The 16,232-nt window shown below is 68.3% G+C and carries 19 protein-coding genes; 6 read left to right on the plus strand and 13 right to left on the minus strand.

Annotated features, from left to right (window positions below; all coding sequences use genetic code 11):
* Nucleotides 1–53 precede the first annotated feature (53 nt).
* The 3 genes from QN350_RS09225 to QN350_RS09235 all read right to left on the minus strand — a co-directional run bounded on the left by QN350_RS09225 (nucleotide 54) and on the right by QN350_RS09235 (nucleotide 3,611).
* Complete coding sequence (locus QN350_RS09225) at nucleotides 54–1,112, minus strand: 1,4-dihydroxy-2-naphthoate polyprenyltransferase (protein WP_322138267.1); 1,059 nt, start codon at nucleotides 1,110–1,112, stop codon at nucleotides 54–56.
* Nucleotides 1,113–1,321: 209 nt separating this feature from the next.
* Nucleotides 1,322–2,683 (minus strand): AMP-binding protein, encoded by a 1,362-nt coding sequence (locus QN350_RS09230; protein ID WP_322140352.1) that lies wholly within the window; start codon nucleotides 2,681–2,683, stop codon nucleotides 1,322–1,324.
* Nucleotides 2,684–2,699: 16 nt separating this feature from the next.
* Complete coding sequence (locus QN350_RS09235; protein WP_281533337.1) at nucleotides 2,700–3,611, minus strand: 1,4-dihydroxy-2-naphthoyl-CoA synthase; 912 nt, start codon at nucleotides 3,609–3,611, stop codon at nucleotides 2,700–2,702.
* A gap of 368 nt (nucleotides 3,612–3,979) precedes the next feature.
* Here QN350_RS09235 and QN350_RS09240 point away from each other — a divergent pair, with 368 nt between their 5' ends.
* The 4 genes from QN350_RS09240 (at nucleotide 3,980) to QN350_RS09255 (ending at nucleotide 7,057) form a co-directional block, all read left to right on the plus strand.
* The gene (locus tag QN350_RS09240; protein WP_322138269.1) at nucleotides 3,980–5,017 is read left to right on the plus strand and encodes a sigma-70 family RNA polymerase sigma factor; all 1,038 of its coding nucleotides are present in this window, start codon (nucleotides 3,980–3,982) and stop codon (nucleotides 5,015–5,017) included.
* Between the two features lie 213 nt (nucleotides 5,018–5,230).
* Nucleotides 5,231–5,563, plus strand: coding sequence for an ATP-dependent DNA ligase (locus QN350_RS09245; protein WP_322138270.1), 333 nt, complete (start codon nucleotides 5,231–5,233; stop codon nucleotides 5,561–5,563).
* Nucleotides 5,560–5,829 (plus strand): hypothetical protein, encoded by a 270-nt coding sequence (locus QN350_RS09250; RefSeq protein WP_322138271.1) that lies wholly within the window; start codon nucleotides 5,560–5,562, stop codon nucleotides 5,827–5,829. The genes QN350_RS09245 and QN350_RS09250 overlap by 4 nt, the downstream gene beginning before the upstream one ends.
* A 208-nt stretch (nucleotides 5,830–6,037) precedes the next feature.
* Complete coding sequence (locus tag QN350_RS09255) at nucleotides 6,038–7,057, plus strand: o-succinylbenzoate synthase (RefSeq protein ID WP_322138272.1); 1,020 nt, start codon at nucleotides 6,038–6,040, stop codon at nucleotides 7,055–7,057.
* A 99-nt stretch (nucleotides 7,058–7,156) separates the two neighbouring features.
* Here QN350_RS09255 and ccsB read toward each other — a convergent pair whose 3' ends face one another.
* Genes ccsB through QN350_RS09280 form a run of 5 tightly spaced genes read right to left on the minus strand, consistent with a single transcriptional unit; the run spans nucleotide 7,157 to nucleotide 11,955 of the window.
* Nucleotides 7,157–8,188 (minus strand): c-type cytochrome biogenesis protein CcsB, encoded by a 1,032-nt coding sequence (ccsB, locus tag QN350_RS09260; protein ID WP_322140353.1) that lies wholly within the window; start codon nucleotides 8,186–8,188, stop codon nucleotides 7,157–7,159.
* 51 nt (nucleotides 8,189–8,239) lie between these two features.
* Complete coding sequence (gene resB, locus QN350_RS09265; protein ID WP_322138273.1) at nucleotides 8,240–9,931, minus strand: cytochrome c biogenesis protein ResB; 1,692 nt, start codon at nucleotides 9,929–9,931, stop codon at nucleotides 8,240–8,242.
* Nucleotides 9,915–10,676 (minus strand): cytochrome c biogenesis CcdA family protein, encoded by a 762-nt coding sequence (locus tag QN350_RS09270; RefSeq protein WP_322138274.1) that lies wholly within the window; start codon nucleotides 10,674–10,676, stop codon nucleotides 9,915–9,917. The genes resB and QN350_RS09270 overlap by 17 nt, the downstream gene beginning before the upstream one ends.
* On the minus strand, nucleotides 10,673–11,314 hold the full coding sequence (locus tag QN350_RS09275; protein ID WP_322138275.1) for a TlpA disulfide reductase family protein: 642 nt from the start codon (nucleotides 11,312–11,314) through the stop codon (nucleotides 10,673–10,675). Before QN350_RS09275 ends, QN350_RS09270 begins: the two co-directional genes overlap by 4 nt.
* The gene (locus QN350_RS09280; protein WP_322138276.1) at nucleotides 11,311–11,955 is read right to left on the minus strand and encodes a histidine phosphatase family protein; all 645 of its coding nucleotides are present in this window, start codon (nucleotides 11,953–11,955) and stop codon (nucleotides 11,311–11,313) included. Before QN350_RS09280 ends, QN350_RS09275 begins: the two co-directional genes overlap by 4 nt.
* Nucleotides 11,956–12,019: 64 nt before the next feature.
* Between QN350_RS09280 and aspS the strand changes: the two genes are divergently transcribed.
* Entirely contained in the window at nucleotides 12,020–13,348 is a 1,329-nt protein-coding gene (gene aspS / locus QN350_RS09285) for an aspartate--tRNA(Asn) ligase (RefSeq protein WP_322138277.1), read from the plus strand.
* Nucleotides 13,349–13,483: 135 nt separating this feature from the next.
* Here aspS and QN350_RS09290 read toward each other — a convergent pair whose 3' ends face one another.
* Nucleotides 13,484–13,780 carry a Dabb family protein gene (locus tag QN350_RS09290; protein ID WP_281533343.1) on the minus strand — a complete coding sequence of 99 codons (297 nt, stop codon included), beginning with the start codon at nucleotides 13,778–13,780 and terminating at the stop codon, nucleotides 13,484–13,486.
* A complete protein-coding gene (locus QN350_RS09295) occupies nucleotides 13,777–14,046 on the minus strand; it encodes a glutaredoxin family protein (RefSeq protein ID WP_281533344.1) in 270 nt (89 codons plus the stop codon). The genes QN350_RS09290 and QN350_RS09295 overlap by 4 nt, the downstream gene beginning before the upstream one ends.
* 53 nt (nucleotides 14,047–14,099) lie before the next feature.
* Between QN350_RS09295 and QN350_RS09300 the strand changes: the two genes are divergently transcribed.
* Nucleotides 14,100–14,837, plus strand: a complete 738-nt coding sequence (locus QN350_RS09300) for an HAD family hydrolase (protein ID WP_281533345.1) — start codon at nucleotides 14,100–14,102, stop codon at nucleotides 14,835–14,837.
* 46 nt (nucleotides 14,838–14,883) lie between these two features.
* Here the strand turns inward: QN350_RS09300 and QN350_RS09305 are convergent, their stop codons facing one another.
* From QN350_RS09305 to QN350_RS09315, 3 genes are all read right to left on the minus strand, one after another.
* On the minus strand, nucleotides 14,884–14,982 hold the full coding sequence (locus QN350_RS09305; protein ID WP_003792170.1) for a 30S ribosomal protein bS22: 99 nt from the start codon (nucleotides 14,980–14,982) through the stop codon (nucleotides 14,884–14,886).
* A 123-nt stretch (nucleotides 14,983–15,105) separates the two neighbouring features.
* Nucleotides 15,106–15,552 carry a metalloregulator ArsR/SmtB family transcription factor gene (locus QN350_RS09310; protein WP_322138279.1) on the minus strand — a complete coding sequence of 149 codons (447 nt, stop codon included), beginning with the start codon at nucleotides 15,550–15,552 and terminating at the stop codon, nucleotides 15,106–15,108.
* A gap of 114 nt (nucleotides 15,553–15,666) precedes the next feature.
* The gene (locus QN350_RS09315; protein ID WP_322138280.1) at nucleotides 15,667–16,218 is read right to left on the minus strand and encodes a hypothetical protein; all 552 of its coding nucleotides are present in this window, start codon (nucleotides 16,216–16,218) and stop codon (nucleotides 15,667–15,669) included.
* Between the last annotated feature and the right edge of the window lie 14 nt (nucleotides 16,219–16,232).

Raw genomic sequence — 16,232 nt, forward strand, 5'->3', positions numbered from 1 at the left:
CCGCGGCATCCGCTGCGCCCGTCACGACCGCTGCGTCAGCGGCATCACCGACGTCAGAACGCGAAAGCAGCGCCCAGTAGCAGGCCGTACAGGAGCGCGCTGAAGCTCGTGAGCTTGAGCGCCAGGATGAGCTCGGCCGCGGTCTTCGCCGTCACGGTGATCAGGCACGCCGGGAGGGCGAGCAGGAGCACGAAGAGCACGAACCACGCGAGCGGGTAGAACAGCGCGAAGAAGGCCGCGATCAGGAACGGCACGAGCAGCAGCACGCAGAAGACGATGCGGCCGGGCAGGTTGCCGATCAGCACCGCGAGGGTGCGCTTTCCGGAGGCCTTGTCCGGCACGATGTCGCGCAGGTTGTTGACCATGAGCACGGCGCAGGCGATGAGGCCGATCGCGACCCCGCCGAGCCAGCTCTCGAGGTTCACCGTGCCGACCTGCACGAAGGTCGTACCCGCGGTTGCGACGAGCCCGAAGAACACGAATACGAACAGCTCACCGAGGCCGAAGTAGCCGTACGGACGCTTGCCGCCGGTGTAGAACCAGGCGGCGACGATCGCGGCGGCGCCGACGAGCAGCAGCCACCACTGGCCGCTCAGGACGACCAGCACGAGACCGGCGAGCGCGGCGAGGCCGAAGAAGGCGAGGGCGACCGTGAGCACGGACCGCGGCCTCGCCGCCCCGCCGCCGGTGAGCCTGGCCGGGCCGACGCGGTAGGCGTCGGTGCCGCGGATGCCGTCGGAGTAGTCGTTCGCGTAGTTCACGCCGATCTGCAGGCAGAGTGCGACGATGAGAGCGAGCACGGCGCGCACCGGGTGGAAGACGCCCGGATCGCTCGCAACGATGGCCGCGCCGGTGCCGAGGGCGACCGGGGCGATCGCGAGGGGAAGGGTGCGAAGTCGCGCGCCGGAGATCCAGTCGCCGGCCGTCGCCGGTCCGGAGCGGCCGTGCGCTTCTGCGCCGTTCCGCTTCGCCGGGTTGCCGGATCGACCGGAGTTGGCGGGCTTGGCGGGCTTGGCCGCGGGTTTCCCGGCCGGCTTCCCCGTCTGCTTTCCGGCCGACTGCCCGGCGGACGCCGACGCCCCGAGGGTCTCCGAAGGATTCAATCGCTGCATTTTGGGCCTGACCGGCCGCGCTCCCTGTGCCACGTTTTCATGTTACCGGGCGCTTGATAAGAGGATGCCGCGAGTGCGCGACCGAATCCAGGCTGGCCCGTCACCGTGCTCGCGGGGTGTGTCGTGGGCTCGGCCAAGCAGCCCGGCCTCACGGTCACAGGGTTCAGGGATCCAGGCGGGCTTCCCGGCGCAGGCCGGTGAACCACAGGTCAGCTGCCGGCCTCGGCGAGGCGCTGCAGGGCGCGCCGGTCGGGCTTCCCGGAAGCGAGCACGGGAATCTCGGCGACCAGGAGCAGGCGGTTCGGCCTGGCCGCCTTGCCGAGCGCGGATGCGACAGCTTCCATCACGACCGCGAGCTGCGCCGTATCCGCCTCCGGGGATGAGGACGGCACTGCGGTCCGCGACCTGGGCGAGGCCTCGCCGCCCGACCAGCTCGGCACCGTGTCGTGCGCCGCTGGGATAGCAACGACCGGGACCTGGCCCCACCGGGCATCCGTCGCCCCGACCACGACGGCCGCCGAGAAGCCGGGAAGGCCCCGCACGACCCGTTCGACGGCGTCGAGGGAGACCTTCTCGCCTCCGGAGATGATCACGTTGTCCGCGCGGCCGAGCACACGCACGAGGCCGGTCACGGCGTCGACCTCGCCGAGGTCACCGGTGCGGTACCAGCGCACGCCGTTCTCCTCGGTGAAGCGGTCGCGGGTGCGAAGCGGGTCGTCGAGGTACCCGTCGGCGAGCACGGAGCCGGAAATCTCGAGCTCGCCGGCGACGACGCGCACCACCGTGTCTCCGATCGGGCGGCCGTTGTAGCAGCATCCGCCGGCCGTTTCGGAGGAGCCGTAGGTGCGCACGACGGTGATGCCGAGCGAGGCGGCGCGCGCGAGCAGTTCGGGAGGCATGGCCTGGCCGCCGACGAGGATCGCGGTGAAGCGGCGCAGGAGTGCGAGCGATTCTCCGGCCGCGTCCTGATCTGCGGCACCAGCGGCGTCGACCGCGTCGAGCAGGCGGGCGAGTTGCACAGGAACGAGGGAGGTGTAGCGCAGCGGTGCGGTCAGCCGGCTTGCCGCTGCGAAGAAGGCGGCGGGGTCGAAGTGGCCGGGAGCGAGCACGATCGGTGTCGTTCCCGCCGAGAGCGAGCGGACGAGCACCTGGACGCCCGCGACGTAGTGGACAGGCAGGGCGAGCAGCCACTGGCCTGGTCCGCCGAGCGCCGCACTCGATGCCGCGGCGCTCGCCCGGAGGGCTGCCGCGCCGAGCAGCACCCGCTTGGGCACGCCGGTCGAGCCGCTCGTCTCGATGACGACCGCCGTTCCGTCCGGAACTGTCGCAGGAACGGTCGCGGGCACTGGCGAGGGCACAGGCGAGACGGATGCCGCAACAGGGACGTGCGCGCCGGGTGCGCCGTTTCGCGCCAGGCGTGCCGGGCGCGTAACGGCGGAACTGGCGCGGTAGACGGCAAGGTCGGGCACGGGGGAAAACACGGGCAGCAGGGCGTCCCCGCGCCCGTCCAGGGCGTCGCGAAGCAGGTCGAGCATGACGAGCGGCCGATCGGCGGGCACGACCCTGAGCATCCGTGTCACAGCGGGACTAGAACTGCCAGTCGTACGGACCCCAGTCGGGATCGCGTTTCTCAAGGAATGCGTCTCGGCCTTCGACGGCCTCGTCGGTGCCGTAGGCGAGCCGCGTCGCCTCGCCCGCGAAGACCTGCTGGCCGACGAGACCGTCGTCGACGGCGTTGAAGGCGAACTTGAGCATGCGGATGGCGGTGGGCGACTTCGTCAGGATCGTGCGGGCCCAGTCGATGGCTTCGTTCTCAAGATCCGCGTGTGGGACGACCGCGTTGATCGCGCCCATCTCGAGGGCGCGCTGGGCCGAGTACTCGCGGGCCAGGAAGAAGACCTCGCGCGCGGCCTTCTGCCCGACCTGGCGGGCGAAGTATGCGCTGCCGTAACCGGCGTCGAAGGAGCCGACGTTTGCATCCGTCTGCTTGAACTTGGCGTGTTCTGCGCTCGCGATGCTGAGGTCGCAGACCACGTGCAGGGAATGCCCGCCGCCGGCGGCCCAGCCGGGGATGACGGCGATGACGACCTTGGGCATGAAGCGGATCAGTCGTTGGATCTCGAGGATGTGCAGTCGACCGCTGCGGGCCTTGTCGATGCCGCTGGCGGTGTCGCCCTCCGCATACTTGTAGCCGTCACGGCCACGGATGCGCTGATCGCCGCCCGAGCAGAACGCCCAGCCGCCGTCCCTCGGGCTCGGTCCGTTTCCGGTGAGGAGGACGACGCCGATCCGCGGGTTCATCCGGGCGTCTTCGAGGGTGGACTGCAGCTCGTCGACGGTGTGCGGCCGGAACGCGTTACGCACCTCCGGTCGGTTGAACGCGACGCGCGCGATCTGCCCGGTGAGGTCGTGGTGGTACGTCACGTCGGTCAGGGACTCGAAGCCCGGGACGAGTTGCCACTGGCTCGGGTCGAAGATTTCAGACACCTGTTCGATCATGCAGCAAGCCTACGCGGCGCACCCTGCGCGGGCGCCCGGGACTGATCGGCCGACGCGGGACCGGATGGCCGCGCTCTCACACACCGGGGCACGGAAAACCAAGCGACACGCCGGTAAAAGTGAGAAATACCCCTTTTGTGGAGGCAAAGTCAACCCCCTTGAGCGCCCCATTTTCACCATGTGTACTTGTGATCTGAGTGAGACCCGGAGGTAGTCATGAACGACCTAGACACACAGTCAAAAGCCCGAATCGACCTGCCACTCCACAACGACGTGGCAAACCGAACACAGAACACCACAGAGTTCCGCACGACCCCAGCAGACACGACCAGAAAACACCGGAATGCCATCGGAACGGCGGTACGACCATGACCGTCACCATGAACACGTCCGCTCCGTCCCGCGAGCTGTTCGATTCGCCAGACTCCTATCGCGCCCCACTCCCCTCGATCAACCCGGCCGGCTCGTCCGCGCGTTCGACCGGCAGCACCGCAGCCTCCCGGTACAGCCGGGCATCCACGGATGCCTTCGGCGACTACCTGCGTCGCATCGGCAAGGGCCCCCTCCTGAGCGCCGAGGACGAGGTCAACCTCGCCCGGCGCATCGAGGTCGGCCTGTTCGCCGCGGAGAAGCTCGCGCACGGGGTCGACGACCCCGAGCTCTCCCGGGAACTGGCCTGGCTCGCCCACGACGGCGGCCGGGCGAAGAACCATTTCATCGAAGCCAACCTCCGCCTCGTCGTCAGCATCGCGAAGCACTACTCGGGCCGCGGGGTGCCGATCATGGACCTCGTCCAGGACGGCAACATCGGCCTCGTCCGAGCGGTCGAGAAGTACGACTTCATGACCGGCTACAAGTTCTCCACCTACGCGACCTGGTGGATCCGCCAGGCGATCCACCGCGGAATGGCCGACAAGTCCAGGATGATCCGCATCCCCGTGCACACCGCGGAGAAGCTCAACAAGATCAAGCGCATCCGCCGCGACCTCACGAGCACCCTCGACCGCGACCCCTCGCTCAAGGAACTCTCCGAGGCGGCGCAGATCCCCATCCGCGACGTCTCGCGGCTGCTGCAGTACGACAACGAACCGATCTCCCTGCATTCCCCCGTCGGTGACGGCGTCGGGGACATCTCGGAACTCATCATCGACGACGACCTGCCCCAGCCCGACGAGTACGCGACGGTCACGCTGCGTGCCGCGGACATCTGCTTCTACCTCGACGCTCTGCCGCCGCGCGAGCGGTCGATCCTGAAGGCCCGGTTCGGGCTCGACGGCGACGAGCCGCGCACCCTCGACCAGATCGCCGTCATCCAGGGCGTCACCCGGGAGCGGGTCCGCCAGATCGAAAAGCGCGCGCTCGCCCTCCTGCACGTGCCCCGGCTCGAACGATACCTGCGCGACTAGCTCGCCGCAGGACCGGTACGTCCCTGACGGGTTGTGCGGGTGCCGCCTCGGCACCCGCGCAGCCCGGTTCGGGCGTGACCGGACTTTCCCACGGCACTGAACTTTTCCACGGCTCCGAACTTTTCCACGGCTCCGGGAGACCCCCCGAAATGAGCATTGGCAACGTCTCGTTTTTGTAGCAATAATTCTGTATGACGCGCCAACGAGGGAATCATGGGAAAGCTCACCTATAACGCGACGGTGACGGCCGACTTTGACGATCGCATCCTGGCACACATCCAGGTGGTCATCGGAGCCAAGCTGCGCCGAGGGGAGTGCTTCTACTTCACGTGGAGGGACGACCCGTCCGGAGGTGACGGCCGAAGCACGATCTGGCTGCATCCGGCGATACCGCTCGCCTTCAAGTACTTCGGGGGTCGCTCACCGAGCCTCAACCGCGACTGGGTGGAGGCGCTCATGCTGACCGCCAACTCCTCGGGCGGGCTGCAGCTCGTCCCCGAGCCGCACCGGCCGACATCCGTGCTCGCGACGAAGGACGAACCATGATTCGTGTCGACATCGTCTATGGCGGTCAGCAGTACTCCCTCGGCGGCCGGTCCGCGGAGTCGATCCGGAACGAGATCACCGCGGCCGTCACGTCCGGGCAGCCGTACTGGCTTCCGGTCAACAGCGGCGGTGGTCGCTTCGAGGATGCCTACCTTCTGATCATGCCCGGCATCGCGTTCGCGGTCATCGACGTCAAGCCCACCAACGGGGACGACCTCGACCTCGAGGTCGACGGCGTCTTCAACCACGACTCCGACTCCCTCTAGCCTCCCGCGCGACGGACTCGGCGCACCGGCCGCGCGCCACGTGCGCCGCTTCGCGCCTCCTTCACTCCCGCGCGCGCCACGTGCGCCGCTTCGCGCCCAGCATGCCTGGCGCGAAGCGGCGGATCTGGCGCGCGGCCCCACACGCGCGGCCCCACACCCGCGTGGCGACCGGTCGGCCGCACCCGCGCCCGGCTGGCAGACTGGAAGCATGCTTCCCCCACTCGCAGAGTTGCTCGGAACGGCCCGCATTGTCGCGTTGCCGCTCATCACCCGATTCCGCGGAATCGACACCCGCGAGGCACTCCTCCTCGAGGGTCCCGAGGGCTGGACGGAGTTCGCACCGTTCGCCGAGTACGACGACGCAGAGTCCGTCGCCTGGCTGCGCGCCGCGATCGACTTCGGCTGGACCCCGACGCCCGCCCTCCTGCGCGAGAGCATCCCGGTCAACGCGACCGTCCCGGCGATCGACGCAGAGCTCGTGGCGGATGTCCTCGCCCGCTTTCCCGGGTGCCGCACGGCCAAGGTGAAGGTCGCCGCCCCCGGGCAGACCCTCGCAGAGGACGTCGCACGCGTGCGCGCCGTGCGCCGGGTGCTCGGACCGGAGGGACGCATCCGGGTGGACGCGAACGGCCTCTGGAATCTCGACGAAGCCGAACACGCGCTGAACGCCCTCGGCGAGTTCGACCTCGAGTACGTCGAACAGCCCTGCGCGAGCATCGAGGAACTCGCCGAGATCCGCCGTCGCTCCGCCGACTACCTCGGCATCCCCGTCGCGGCCGACGAGAGTGTGCGCCGCGCCGACGATCCGCTGCTCGTCGCGACGACCGGTTCTGCCGACATCCTCGTGATCAAGGCGGCGCCGCTCGGCGGCATCCACGTCGCGCTCGACCTCGTCGAGCAGGCCGGCCTGCCGGTCGTCGTCTCGAGTGCCCTTGACACCTCGGTCGGTATCGCCATGGGCGCGTACCTCGCCGCGGCGATCCCCGGCCTCGAGTTCGACTGCGGGCTCGGCACGGCCTCCCTGCTCGCCGCCGACGTCACCCATGAGCCGTTGCTCCCCGTCGACGGACGCATCCCCGTGCGCCGCGTCGTGCCGGACGCCGACCTGCTCGACCGCTACGCGGCATCCGCCGAGCGCAGCGCCTGGTGGATCGCCCGCCTCACCCGCTGCTACGCCCTGCTCGCCGCCGAACCCGCCGCGACTCCCGAGGCACCGCTCGCAGGCTGACCCGCCCCGAACCAATTCGACGGAGTTTTTCCGTTCTGAACCGGTTTACCCGGCCTCCTACGCGTCGGAAACCCAAAATCTCCGTCGAATTGGTTAGGGCTAGAGGCCCGAGTAGGCGTGCAGTCCCTTGAAGAAGACGTTGACGACGCCGAAGTTGAACATCACCGCGCTGAAACCGACGATCGCGAGCCACGCGGAGCGTGAGCCGCGCCAGCCGCGGGTCGCGCGCGCGTGGATGTAGCCGGCGTAGATGGTCCAGATGATGAAGGTCCAGACCTCCTTGGTGTCCCAGCCCCAATACCGGCCCCAGGCCTTCTCGGCCCAGATCGAGCCGGCCATCAGGGTGAACGTCCAGAGGATGAAGCCGATGATGTGCACCCGGTATGCCAGGTTCTCCAGGGTCGCGGCCGAGGGCAGCGTCGCGAGGAAGCGCAGTCGCACGCGGCCGGCGCTCGCGACGAGCGCCTCTCGCCGGAACTGCAGCAGTTGCACCACGGAGAGGGCGAAGCCGAGAGCGAAGAACCCGGTGCCGAGCGAGGCGACGAAGACGTGGATGACGAGCCACGCCGACTGGAGTGCCGGAGGCAGCGGGGCGACCTCGACGTAGAAGCGCAGCGCAGCGATGCCGAGCAGGACGAGCACCATGCCGGTCACGAAGGTGCCGAGGAAGCGCAGGTCGGCACGGGTGAGCACGATCAGGAACACGGTCACGATGAGCAGGGTGCCCGTCATGGCGAACTCGTACATGTTCGCCCACGGCACCCGGCCGGCCGCGAAGCCGCGCAGCACGTCGGCCACCAGGTGGATCGCCCAGGCCAGCACGGTCAGCGAGACGCCGATCCGCAGGCTCTTCGAGCGACCGTACGGGGTGGCAGCGTCGTTCGCGATCCGGGCGCTGATCCGGTTGACGATCGTGCCGGCGGATGCCGCGGCACCGGCCGTGCCCGCAGGGGCCGCCCCATCGAGGGTCGCGGTCGAGCCCACCGGTTGCGTCCCGTTCGCCGCGCCGACGCCGACCGGGACGGCGGCCAGGGCCGCGAGGCCCGCCGCTTCGTCCGCGGTCTTCACGGCCGCGGAGCGCTTCGCGAGGTCGAAGGCGAAGGAAATGAAGGCGAGCGCATAGACGGCCATCGCCGAGTAGAGGCTCAGGATCGAGAGCTCGTTGAGATTCACGTGGTCAGCCTAATTCTGTTCGGTCGCCGGGACGGCTGATGTGGAGGATATCAGCAGTCGCCCATGACGGTCTGCGATGTCGGTCACGGCGGCTTCGAGGGCCGGGTCCTCGCCGCGGGCGAGCCCCGCGTACTCGAGGGTCAGCGTTCCGTCGTCCTGCTCGATCGCCTTGACCCAGACGCGGCGCCGCGGCACGAACAGGCTCGTCAGCAGTCCGAGCAGCGCGAGAACAGCGAAGGACAGCACCCAGACCTGGGTCGGGTCGTGGTGGATGTCGAAGGACGCGAAGCGCAGCACCGAGCCGGAGAAGTCGCCGGCGGCGGCGCCGGGGTGCGCGTCATTGAAGGTGACAGAGCCGAGTCCGTTCGGCAGCTGCTGGGTCTCGCCTGGCTTGAGCTCGAGCGACTTCACGCCGGTCTTGCCGCCGGTGAGCCGCGTCATCTTGTCGGTGTTGAGCGAGTAGACGGATGTCGGCACTCCGGCGTTCAGCCCGAGGTCACCCGAGTAGATGTTCAGGGTGAGCATCGGGTACTCGAGGTCCGGGTAGGACGAGTAGAAGGCGCCCGTGGAGCTCGCCGCCTGGGTCGGGTAGAAGAAGCCGATCATGCCGAGCTGTTCGCTGAGGCCGTCCGGCACCTTGATCACGCCGAGCGAGGTGAGGTTCGCGTCCTGCGGCAGGAACGGTACCGCGTCGGTGAAGACGACGACCCCGTTGGGGTCCTTGACGGTGATCGAGGGCGCGTAGCCGTTGCCGAGCAGGTAGACGTCGGTGCCGCCGGTGCGCATCGGGGCGTTGACCTTGACGACGCCGTTCTGGAGGGCTTCGCCGCGGCGGGTGACGCTCACGGCGGCGGAGTAGTCGATCGCCTGGCCGTAGGCCTTGAGGTTCTGGGTCTCGTAGGTGACGCTGAAGTCGTCGAGGGTGAGCTTGTACGGTTCGAGGCTCGCGTCGCTGAAGAACCGGCCGGGGCTGAACGAGTCGTAGGCGAGCAGGGTGTTCACGAAGGTCTGGCCCTCGACGAGCACCCGTTGGCCGCTGAACCCGAAGCCGCTGCCGAAACCGACCGTGATCAGGATGCCGACGAGCGCGAAGTGGAACACGAGGTTGCCGGTCTCGCGCAGGTAGCCGCGCTCGGCCGACGCCGAGAATTCCCGGGCGCCGCCGCGGGGCGCGCTGTCGAAGAGGGCGACGCGGTAGCCGCTCTTCTTCAGGAGCGAGCGGGCGGAGTCGACAGCGGCCGCGGCATCCGTGTCCGCGGGGGCCGTTCGCTCGGTGAAGCCGGCGAGCCGCATGAGCCGTGCCGGCGTGCGCGGCGGCTGAGCCCTGAGCGCCTGGAAGTGGTGCTTCGTGCGCGGGATCACGCAGCCGATCAGCGAGATGAACAGGAGCAGGTAGATCGCCGAGAACCACGCCGACGAGTACACGTCGAACGCCTGGATCTTGTCGAGCACGGGAGCCAGGTCGGGGTTGTCCGCGAAGTACTGGGTGACACCGTTCGGGTCCGAGCTGCGCTGCGGGACGAGGGAGCCGGGCACGGCGGCGATCGCCAGCAGGAGGAGCAGGAACAGGGCGGTGCGCATGTTGGTGAGCTGGCGCCAGAACCAGCGCAGCCAGCCGATAAGGCCCAGCCTGGGCTGGGTGACGTCGTCGGACGCCGGGGCCGGCGCTGGGGAATCGTAGTGGTCAGATGGCCGGGACATAACTGCCGATCACTCCTTGCAGGTCGAGGAGCCAGGCATTCCAGACGCCGGTCACCATGAGGACGCCGATGACGACGAGGAGCACGCCCCCGAACAGATTGATCGCGCGGACGTGCCGTTTCAGGAACGACACCGCCCCGGTCGCCCAGTTGAGGCCGAGCGCGATGAGAAGGAAAGGGATGCCGAGGCCGAGCGCGTAGAACAGCGCGAGCAGGCCGCCCTGCCACGGGGAGCCCGTGGTGAGGCTGAGCGAGTTGATCGCGGTGAGCGTCGGACCGGTGCACGGGGTCCAGCCGACCGCGAAGACCGTGCCGAGTAGCGGGGCGCCGGCGAGCCCTGCGCGCGGGCGCCAGGTCGTCTTCATCGTGCGCTGCAGGGCGGCGAACTGGCCGACGAAGACGAGCCCGAGCAGGATCACGACGACGCCGGCGATCCGGGTGACGAGGTCGCGGTACTGGTTGAGCCAGAACCCGGCGGCGCCGAAGACGACCCCGGTCAGCACGAAGACGAGGGTGAAGCCGAGCACGAAGAGGCCGACGCCGGCCAGGAGCCGGTTCCGGCCGCGCCGGTCGCCGCGGCCGGCCGTCGACCGGCCGTCGGTGAACCCGCCGATGTATGCGAGGTAGCCGGGCACGAGCGGCAGGATGCATGGGGACGCGAACGAGACGAGCCCGGCCAGGACAGCGATGGGAATCGCAAACAGGAGCTGGCCGCTGAAGACGATTTCGCCGAAGGGATTGTTCACGCCGCGGGGACCTCGGCGATGGCGTCGCGCACAATGGTCTCCAGGATCGACGGCGTCGACAGGGCGCCGAGGATGCGCGCGGCGACCCGGCCGCTCTTGTCGAGCACGAGGGTGGTCGGCACCGCGTTGGGCGGGATGCTGCCGCTGAAGGCGAGCTGCATGGCCCCACCGTCGACATCCATGATCGAGGGGTAGGTGATGCCGTAGCTCTGGTTGAATGCGATCGCGTTCGCGGCCTGGTCGCGCACGTTCACGCCGAGCCACTCGGCGCCCTTGCCGGAGAACTCGGCGTTGAGCTTTTGCAGGGCCGGGGCCTCGGCGCGGCACGGGGCGCAGCTTGCGTACCAGAAGTTGACCACGAGCACTTTTCCGGCGTAGTCGGTGTTCGACACGGCGGCGCCGGTCTCGTCGAGACCGCTCCAGGTCACGGCGGCTCCGCGGTCGGCGGCGGCGATCTCCGTGACGCTGCCGTCGCCGGCGATGAAGCCCTTGTTGCTGCCGGCACGGTACTGGTCGGCGAGCGGGTCGGTCGAGCAGCCGGTGAGCACGAGGGCAAGGGCGAGCAGCCCTGTCAGGCCGCCCAGGCCGGCGGCGCGGCGCCGACGCGGGGGCATTCCGTTCCCGGGAGCGGCCTTCACACCGCTCCTACGTCCGTGGCCCCGGCCTGCAGCGCGGCTGCCGGGTTCGCGTAGCTGATCTCCACGAGTCCCTCGCCGCGCCAGGACAGCGTGGTGATGCTCGACAGGGCGCAGCGGCGGCCGCGGGGGTCGTGCGCGAGCCGCTCGCCGGCGAGGGAGCGGTGCACCATCCAGATCGGCAGCTGGTGGCTGACGAGCACGACGTCGCCGTCGGTCACGGAGTTGAAGGCCTCGTCGATCGCGGCGAGCATCCGCGCGGAGATCGCCCGGTACGGTTCGCCCCAGCTCGGTCGCAGCGGGTTGAGCATGGCCGGCCAGTTGCGCGGGTCGCGCAGGGCGCTGTGCTCGCCAGACATCCGTTTGCCCTCGAATTTGTTGGTCGGTTCGATGATGCGCTCGTCGATCTCGACGGGCAGGCCGAACGCCGCGGCGATCGGCGCCGCGGACTCGCGCGTGCGCTGCAGGGGGGAGGCGATGACGCGGCGCACCGGCCGGCCCCGTTCGGCGAGATCGACGGCGGCGGTGGTCGCCATGGCGGCGCCGAGATCGGAGAGCCGGAATTCGGGCAGCCTGCCGTACAGCACGCGCTCGGGATTGAACACTTCACCGTGACGGACGAGATGGATCTGGCTGGCTACCACCCGCTCATTCTACGGAGGAGGTGCCCATGAATTAGCCGAGAGCCGGTGCCGCTAAACTTATCTGGTGACTTCGCGCGTATTGATCAAGAACCTGGCCGCCCTCTCCAACGGAACCGTGACGGTCTCGGGGTGGGTCGACACGGTCCGCGACCAGAAGAAGGTGCAGTTCGTCGTGCTGCGCGACGAGTCTGGTGCGGTGCAGCTCGTGAACCCCCGCACGACGGATGCCGACGGTGCCGTCGTCGCCGACGAGCCGGCTTCCACGATCTCCGCGCTCGCCCAGGGCAGCTTCATCACCGTGACCGGTGAGCTCAAGCACGACGAACGCGTCAAGCTCGGCGGGATCGAGATCAAGCTCGCGACGCTTACGGTCGTCACCGCCGCCATCCCCGAGACGCCGATCGCCGCGGACTCGAGCCTCGACAAGCGCCTCGACTGGCGCTTCCTCGACCTGCGCCAGCCGAAGCAGAACCTGATCTTCCGCATCCAGACCACCTTCGAGCACGCTCTGCGCACCTACTGGATCGAACACGACTTCATCGAGCTGCACACCCCGAAGCTGATGGCGAGCGCGAGCGAGTCCCGTGCAGAGCTCTTCGAGGTCGACTACTTCGACACCAAGGCCTACCTCGCGCAGAGCCCGCAGTTCTTCAAGCAGATGGCCCAGTCCGCCGGCTTCGGCAAGGTCTTCGAAGTCGGACCGGCATTCCGCGCCGACCCGTCCTTCACGAGCCGCCACGCGACCGAGTTCACGAGCGTCGACGCCGAGATCAGCTGGATCGACAGCCACGAAGACGTCATGCAGCTGCACGAGGAACTCCTCGTCGCCGGCTTCACGGCCGTCAAGGCCAAGCACGGCGAAGAAGTACTCGCCCTGTTCGGCGTCGAGGTGAGCGTTCCGACGCAGCCGTTCCCGCGCATCCCCCTCGCCGAGGCCAAGGAGATCGTCAAGAGCCGCGGCTACGAGGTTCCGCGCGACGACGACGACATGGACCCGGAGGGCGAGCGCCAGATCGCCGCGTACGTGCTCGAGACCTACGGCCACGAGTTCGTGTTCCTCACCGACTACGCCGCGAGCATCCGCCCGTTCTACCACATGCGTCCGGAGAACGACCAGACCATCACCAACAGCTACGACCTGATCTTCAACGGCACCGAGATCTCCACCGGCGCGCAGCGTGAGCATCGCATCGACGTGCTCACCGCCCAGGCGATCGAGAAGGGCCTCGACCCGGAAGAGCTCGGCGGCTACCTCGACTTCTTCCGCTACGGCGTCCCCGCGCACGGCGGCTTCGGCATGGGCCTCGCCCGGGTGCTCATGCTGATGCTGCACCAGGCCAGCATCCGCGAGGTCACCTACCTGTTCCGCGGCCCGACCCGCCTCGAGCCGTAAATCGCGGGGGCCACGGCCCCGACGGCACCACGAAACGCAGGATTTCCGGCGCCCTGAGGCTCACACAGCCTCAGCAGCCCGGACGTCCTGCGTTTCGGCGTTGCGTGGCGAATCGCCGTCTGAAGACCGCCGGGTTCAGAACTGGACGTCGACCGTGGCCTTCTCGGCGACGACGGAGCGGATGAAGGCACCCGCGGCCTCGTGGGCCGGATGCGCCTGGTAGCGCGCGAGCGCGTCGAGGTCTTCGTAGTCCGCGATCAGCACGACGTCCCAGTTGGGGTTCCCGACGACATCCGTGCCGACCTGCAGGGTGCGGATCTCGGGGACGACGCCGACGAGGGCCTCGAGGCGCTCGACGATTTCGGCGGCATCGGCCGCACGTGCGGCGGGGTCTGCTGCGGCGAGCCGCCACGACACCACGTGCCGGATCATTTGACGGCCAGAAGGGCCGCGCGGAGCCGGTCGGGATCGATCCGCCAGTAGTTGTGCACCTTGCCGTTGATCATCAGCACGGGAATGTCCTCCAGATACAGCTCGCTCAGGGCCGCGTCGTCCAGGATCGAACGCTCCTCGATGGCCATCTCCGGTGCTCCGGGCGTTCCGTCGAGGGTGCGGACGACATCCGTCACGAGTTCACGAGCATCGTCGCAGAGGTGACAGCCGGGCTTGCCGATCAGGGTGAGGAGTGCAGTGGGCATGCACTCAGCCTAAGCCGGGCACGGCATGGTGACCCAACTAGACTCCAAGGGAGATGTTCCAAGCCACTCCCCCGCGCGCCATCGCGTTCTTCGATGTCGACAACACCCTGATGCGAGGGGCGAGCCTCTATCATCTGGGCGTCGCCGCCTGGCGGTGCGGGCTGATCACCCGGCGCGATATCACCTCCTTCGGCTGGAAGCAGGCCCGGTTCCTCGCCGTCGGCGAGAACCGCGATCACCTCTCCACGGTGCTGCTGCGTGCCCTCGAAGTCGCCGTCGGGTTCGAACAGGCCGAGCTCATCCGGTTGAGCGAGGAGATCTTCGACACGAAGCTCACCCGCCGGCTCTGGCCGGAGACGGTCGCGGTGGCCAGGCGGCACCTCGAGAACAGCCACGAGGTCTGGCTGCTCACCGCGAGCGTGCAGGAGGTCGCCGACGTGATCGCCGTGCGCCTCGGCTTCACGGGCGCGGTCGGGACCGTGCTCGAGGCCGATGACGGCATCTTCACGGGTCGTCTGGCCGCCGGGGTCTGTCACGGCGCGCTGAAGTCCGAGGCGGCCCGGGCACGAGCGACGGCGAGCGGGGTCGACCTCGCAGACTGCTGGGCGTACTCGGACTCCCACAACGACATTCCGCTGCTCGACCTGGTCGGCCACCCGGTCGTGGTCAACCCGGACGCCGCGCTCGCGCGGTATGCGGCGGCGCGCGACTGGCCCGTGATGCGGATGAAGCGGGCGAGCATCCGCCGGGCTGCGCGCGCGAACCGGGTCCGGGCAAGCAAAAAGCGCTAGGCCCGGAAGGACCTAACGCTCACGCTTGGGGACGGGCTAAGCCGTCCTACTTCTTGTTGCGACGCTGATGGCGGGTCTTACGAAGCAGCTTGCGGTGCTTCTTCTTCGCCATACGCTTGCGTCGCTTCTTAATTACAGAACCCACACGGACCTCACAAGATTTGATTTCGCCGCGAGATTCGCGACAGACACGAAAGTGCCAGTCTAGCGGATAAGCGCGACGCTCGACGCTCGGTCGGCGGTTGCCGGTCGAGTACTGCTGATTGTTCTATTCGTTCTTCCGCCATTTGCGCGGTTTAACGTCTTTGACGGCATGCGCGACCTGGAATGAGGTGTCGGCGAAGACCTTGCCGATCGCGGTCGCGAAGGCCCGCTGTTCTTCCTTGAGACCCTCGGCCTCTTCGGCTTCCTCCTCCGTTGCGGCGTCGAAATCGACGCTCAGGAATGGGATCAGCCAGTCTTCGATCTCCTCCAGGGGGGCATAGTCGAGATGGTAATAACGGTGCTGCCCTGCCTCGCGCACGCCGACGAGTCCTGCCTCGCGCAACACCTTGAGGTGCTTGGAGACGGTCGGCTGGCTGAGGCCGAGTTGCACGACGATGTCAGACACGCTGAGCTCGCCGCCGGCAGCCCCGGACTGGTTGTATCGCTCGAGGAGAATGCGTAATATTTCGCGTCGAGTCGAGTCCGCCACCACGCCGAAGATGTCTGCCATACCTTTAGGCTAGTCATTCCCGCGAAGGGATACTACGACGACCCCGTTTGCCGGATTGCCGCACGTCCTGCGGCCGGGCCTGGTGAGATTCGGAAGAAGCCTGCGGCTGAGCTTCTACTCCAGGGCTCGAACCGAGGCGATCAGTGAGGAAGGACTCACGTAGTACAGCACGCCACCGAGGTACGAGACGGCCGAATCGTACTCGGAAACCGGTCTCGACACCGACAGGTCCCCCGTCGCCGTGTACCCGTCGGCCAAAAGCTTCGTGCGCACGTCCTCCCACGTTCCCAGGTCGCCGGGCCATTCTCCGTACCACACCACGATGTCTGTGCCCGGTTTGGTCCACGTGCAACGCAGACCCGTCGCGCCCGCCAGAGCGTCGAGGTCCGTGTTCGCGCCGGGGCTTCGCGGTGCAAGCCCGTCCTGGGTCAGCTTCGCATTCTCGGCGTCGACGAACGCTGTCGGGCAGGTTGTCTGGGCCGAAGACGGAGCCGTCGTCGGCGTCTCTGCCGGGGTGGGCGTCGTCGTGGCCAGGTCACTCGCGCTGGTCGTTGCAGTCGGCGCGGGCGCGGCGACGTCTGTCGACGGTGACGCACAGCCAGCCATCAGCGCGGCGACGGCGGCTGCAGCGAGGAGGGTGAGCCGTGCATACCGTCGTTGAGTCATAGTCGAAACTTAGT

Origin of the sequence: Cryobacterium sp. 10I5 (assembly GCF_035019865.1) — a bacterium.
In the GTDB taxonomy this organism is placed as follows: Bacteria; Actinomycetota; Actinomycetes; order Actinomycetales; family Microbacteriaceae; genus Cryobacterium; species Cryobacterium breve_A.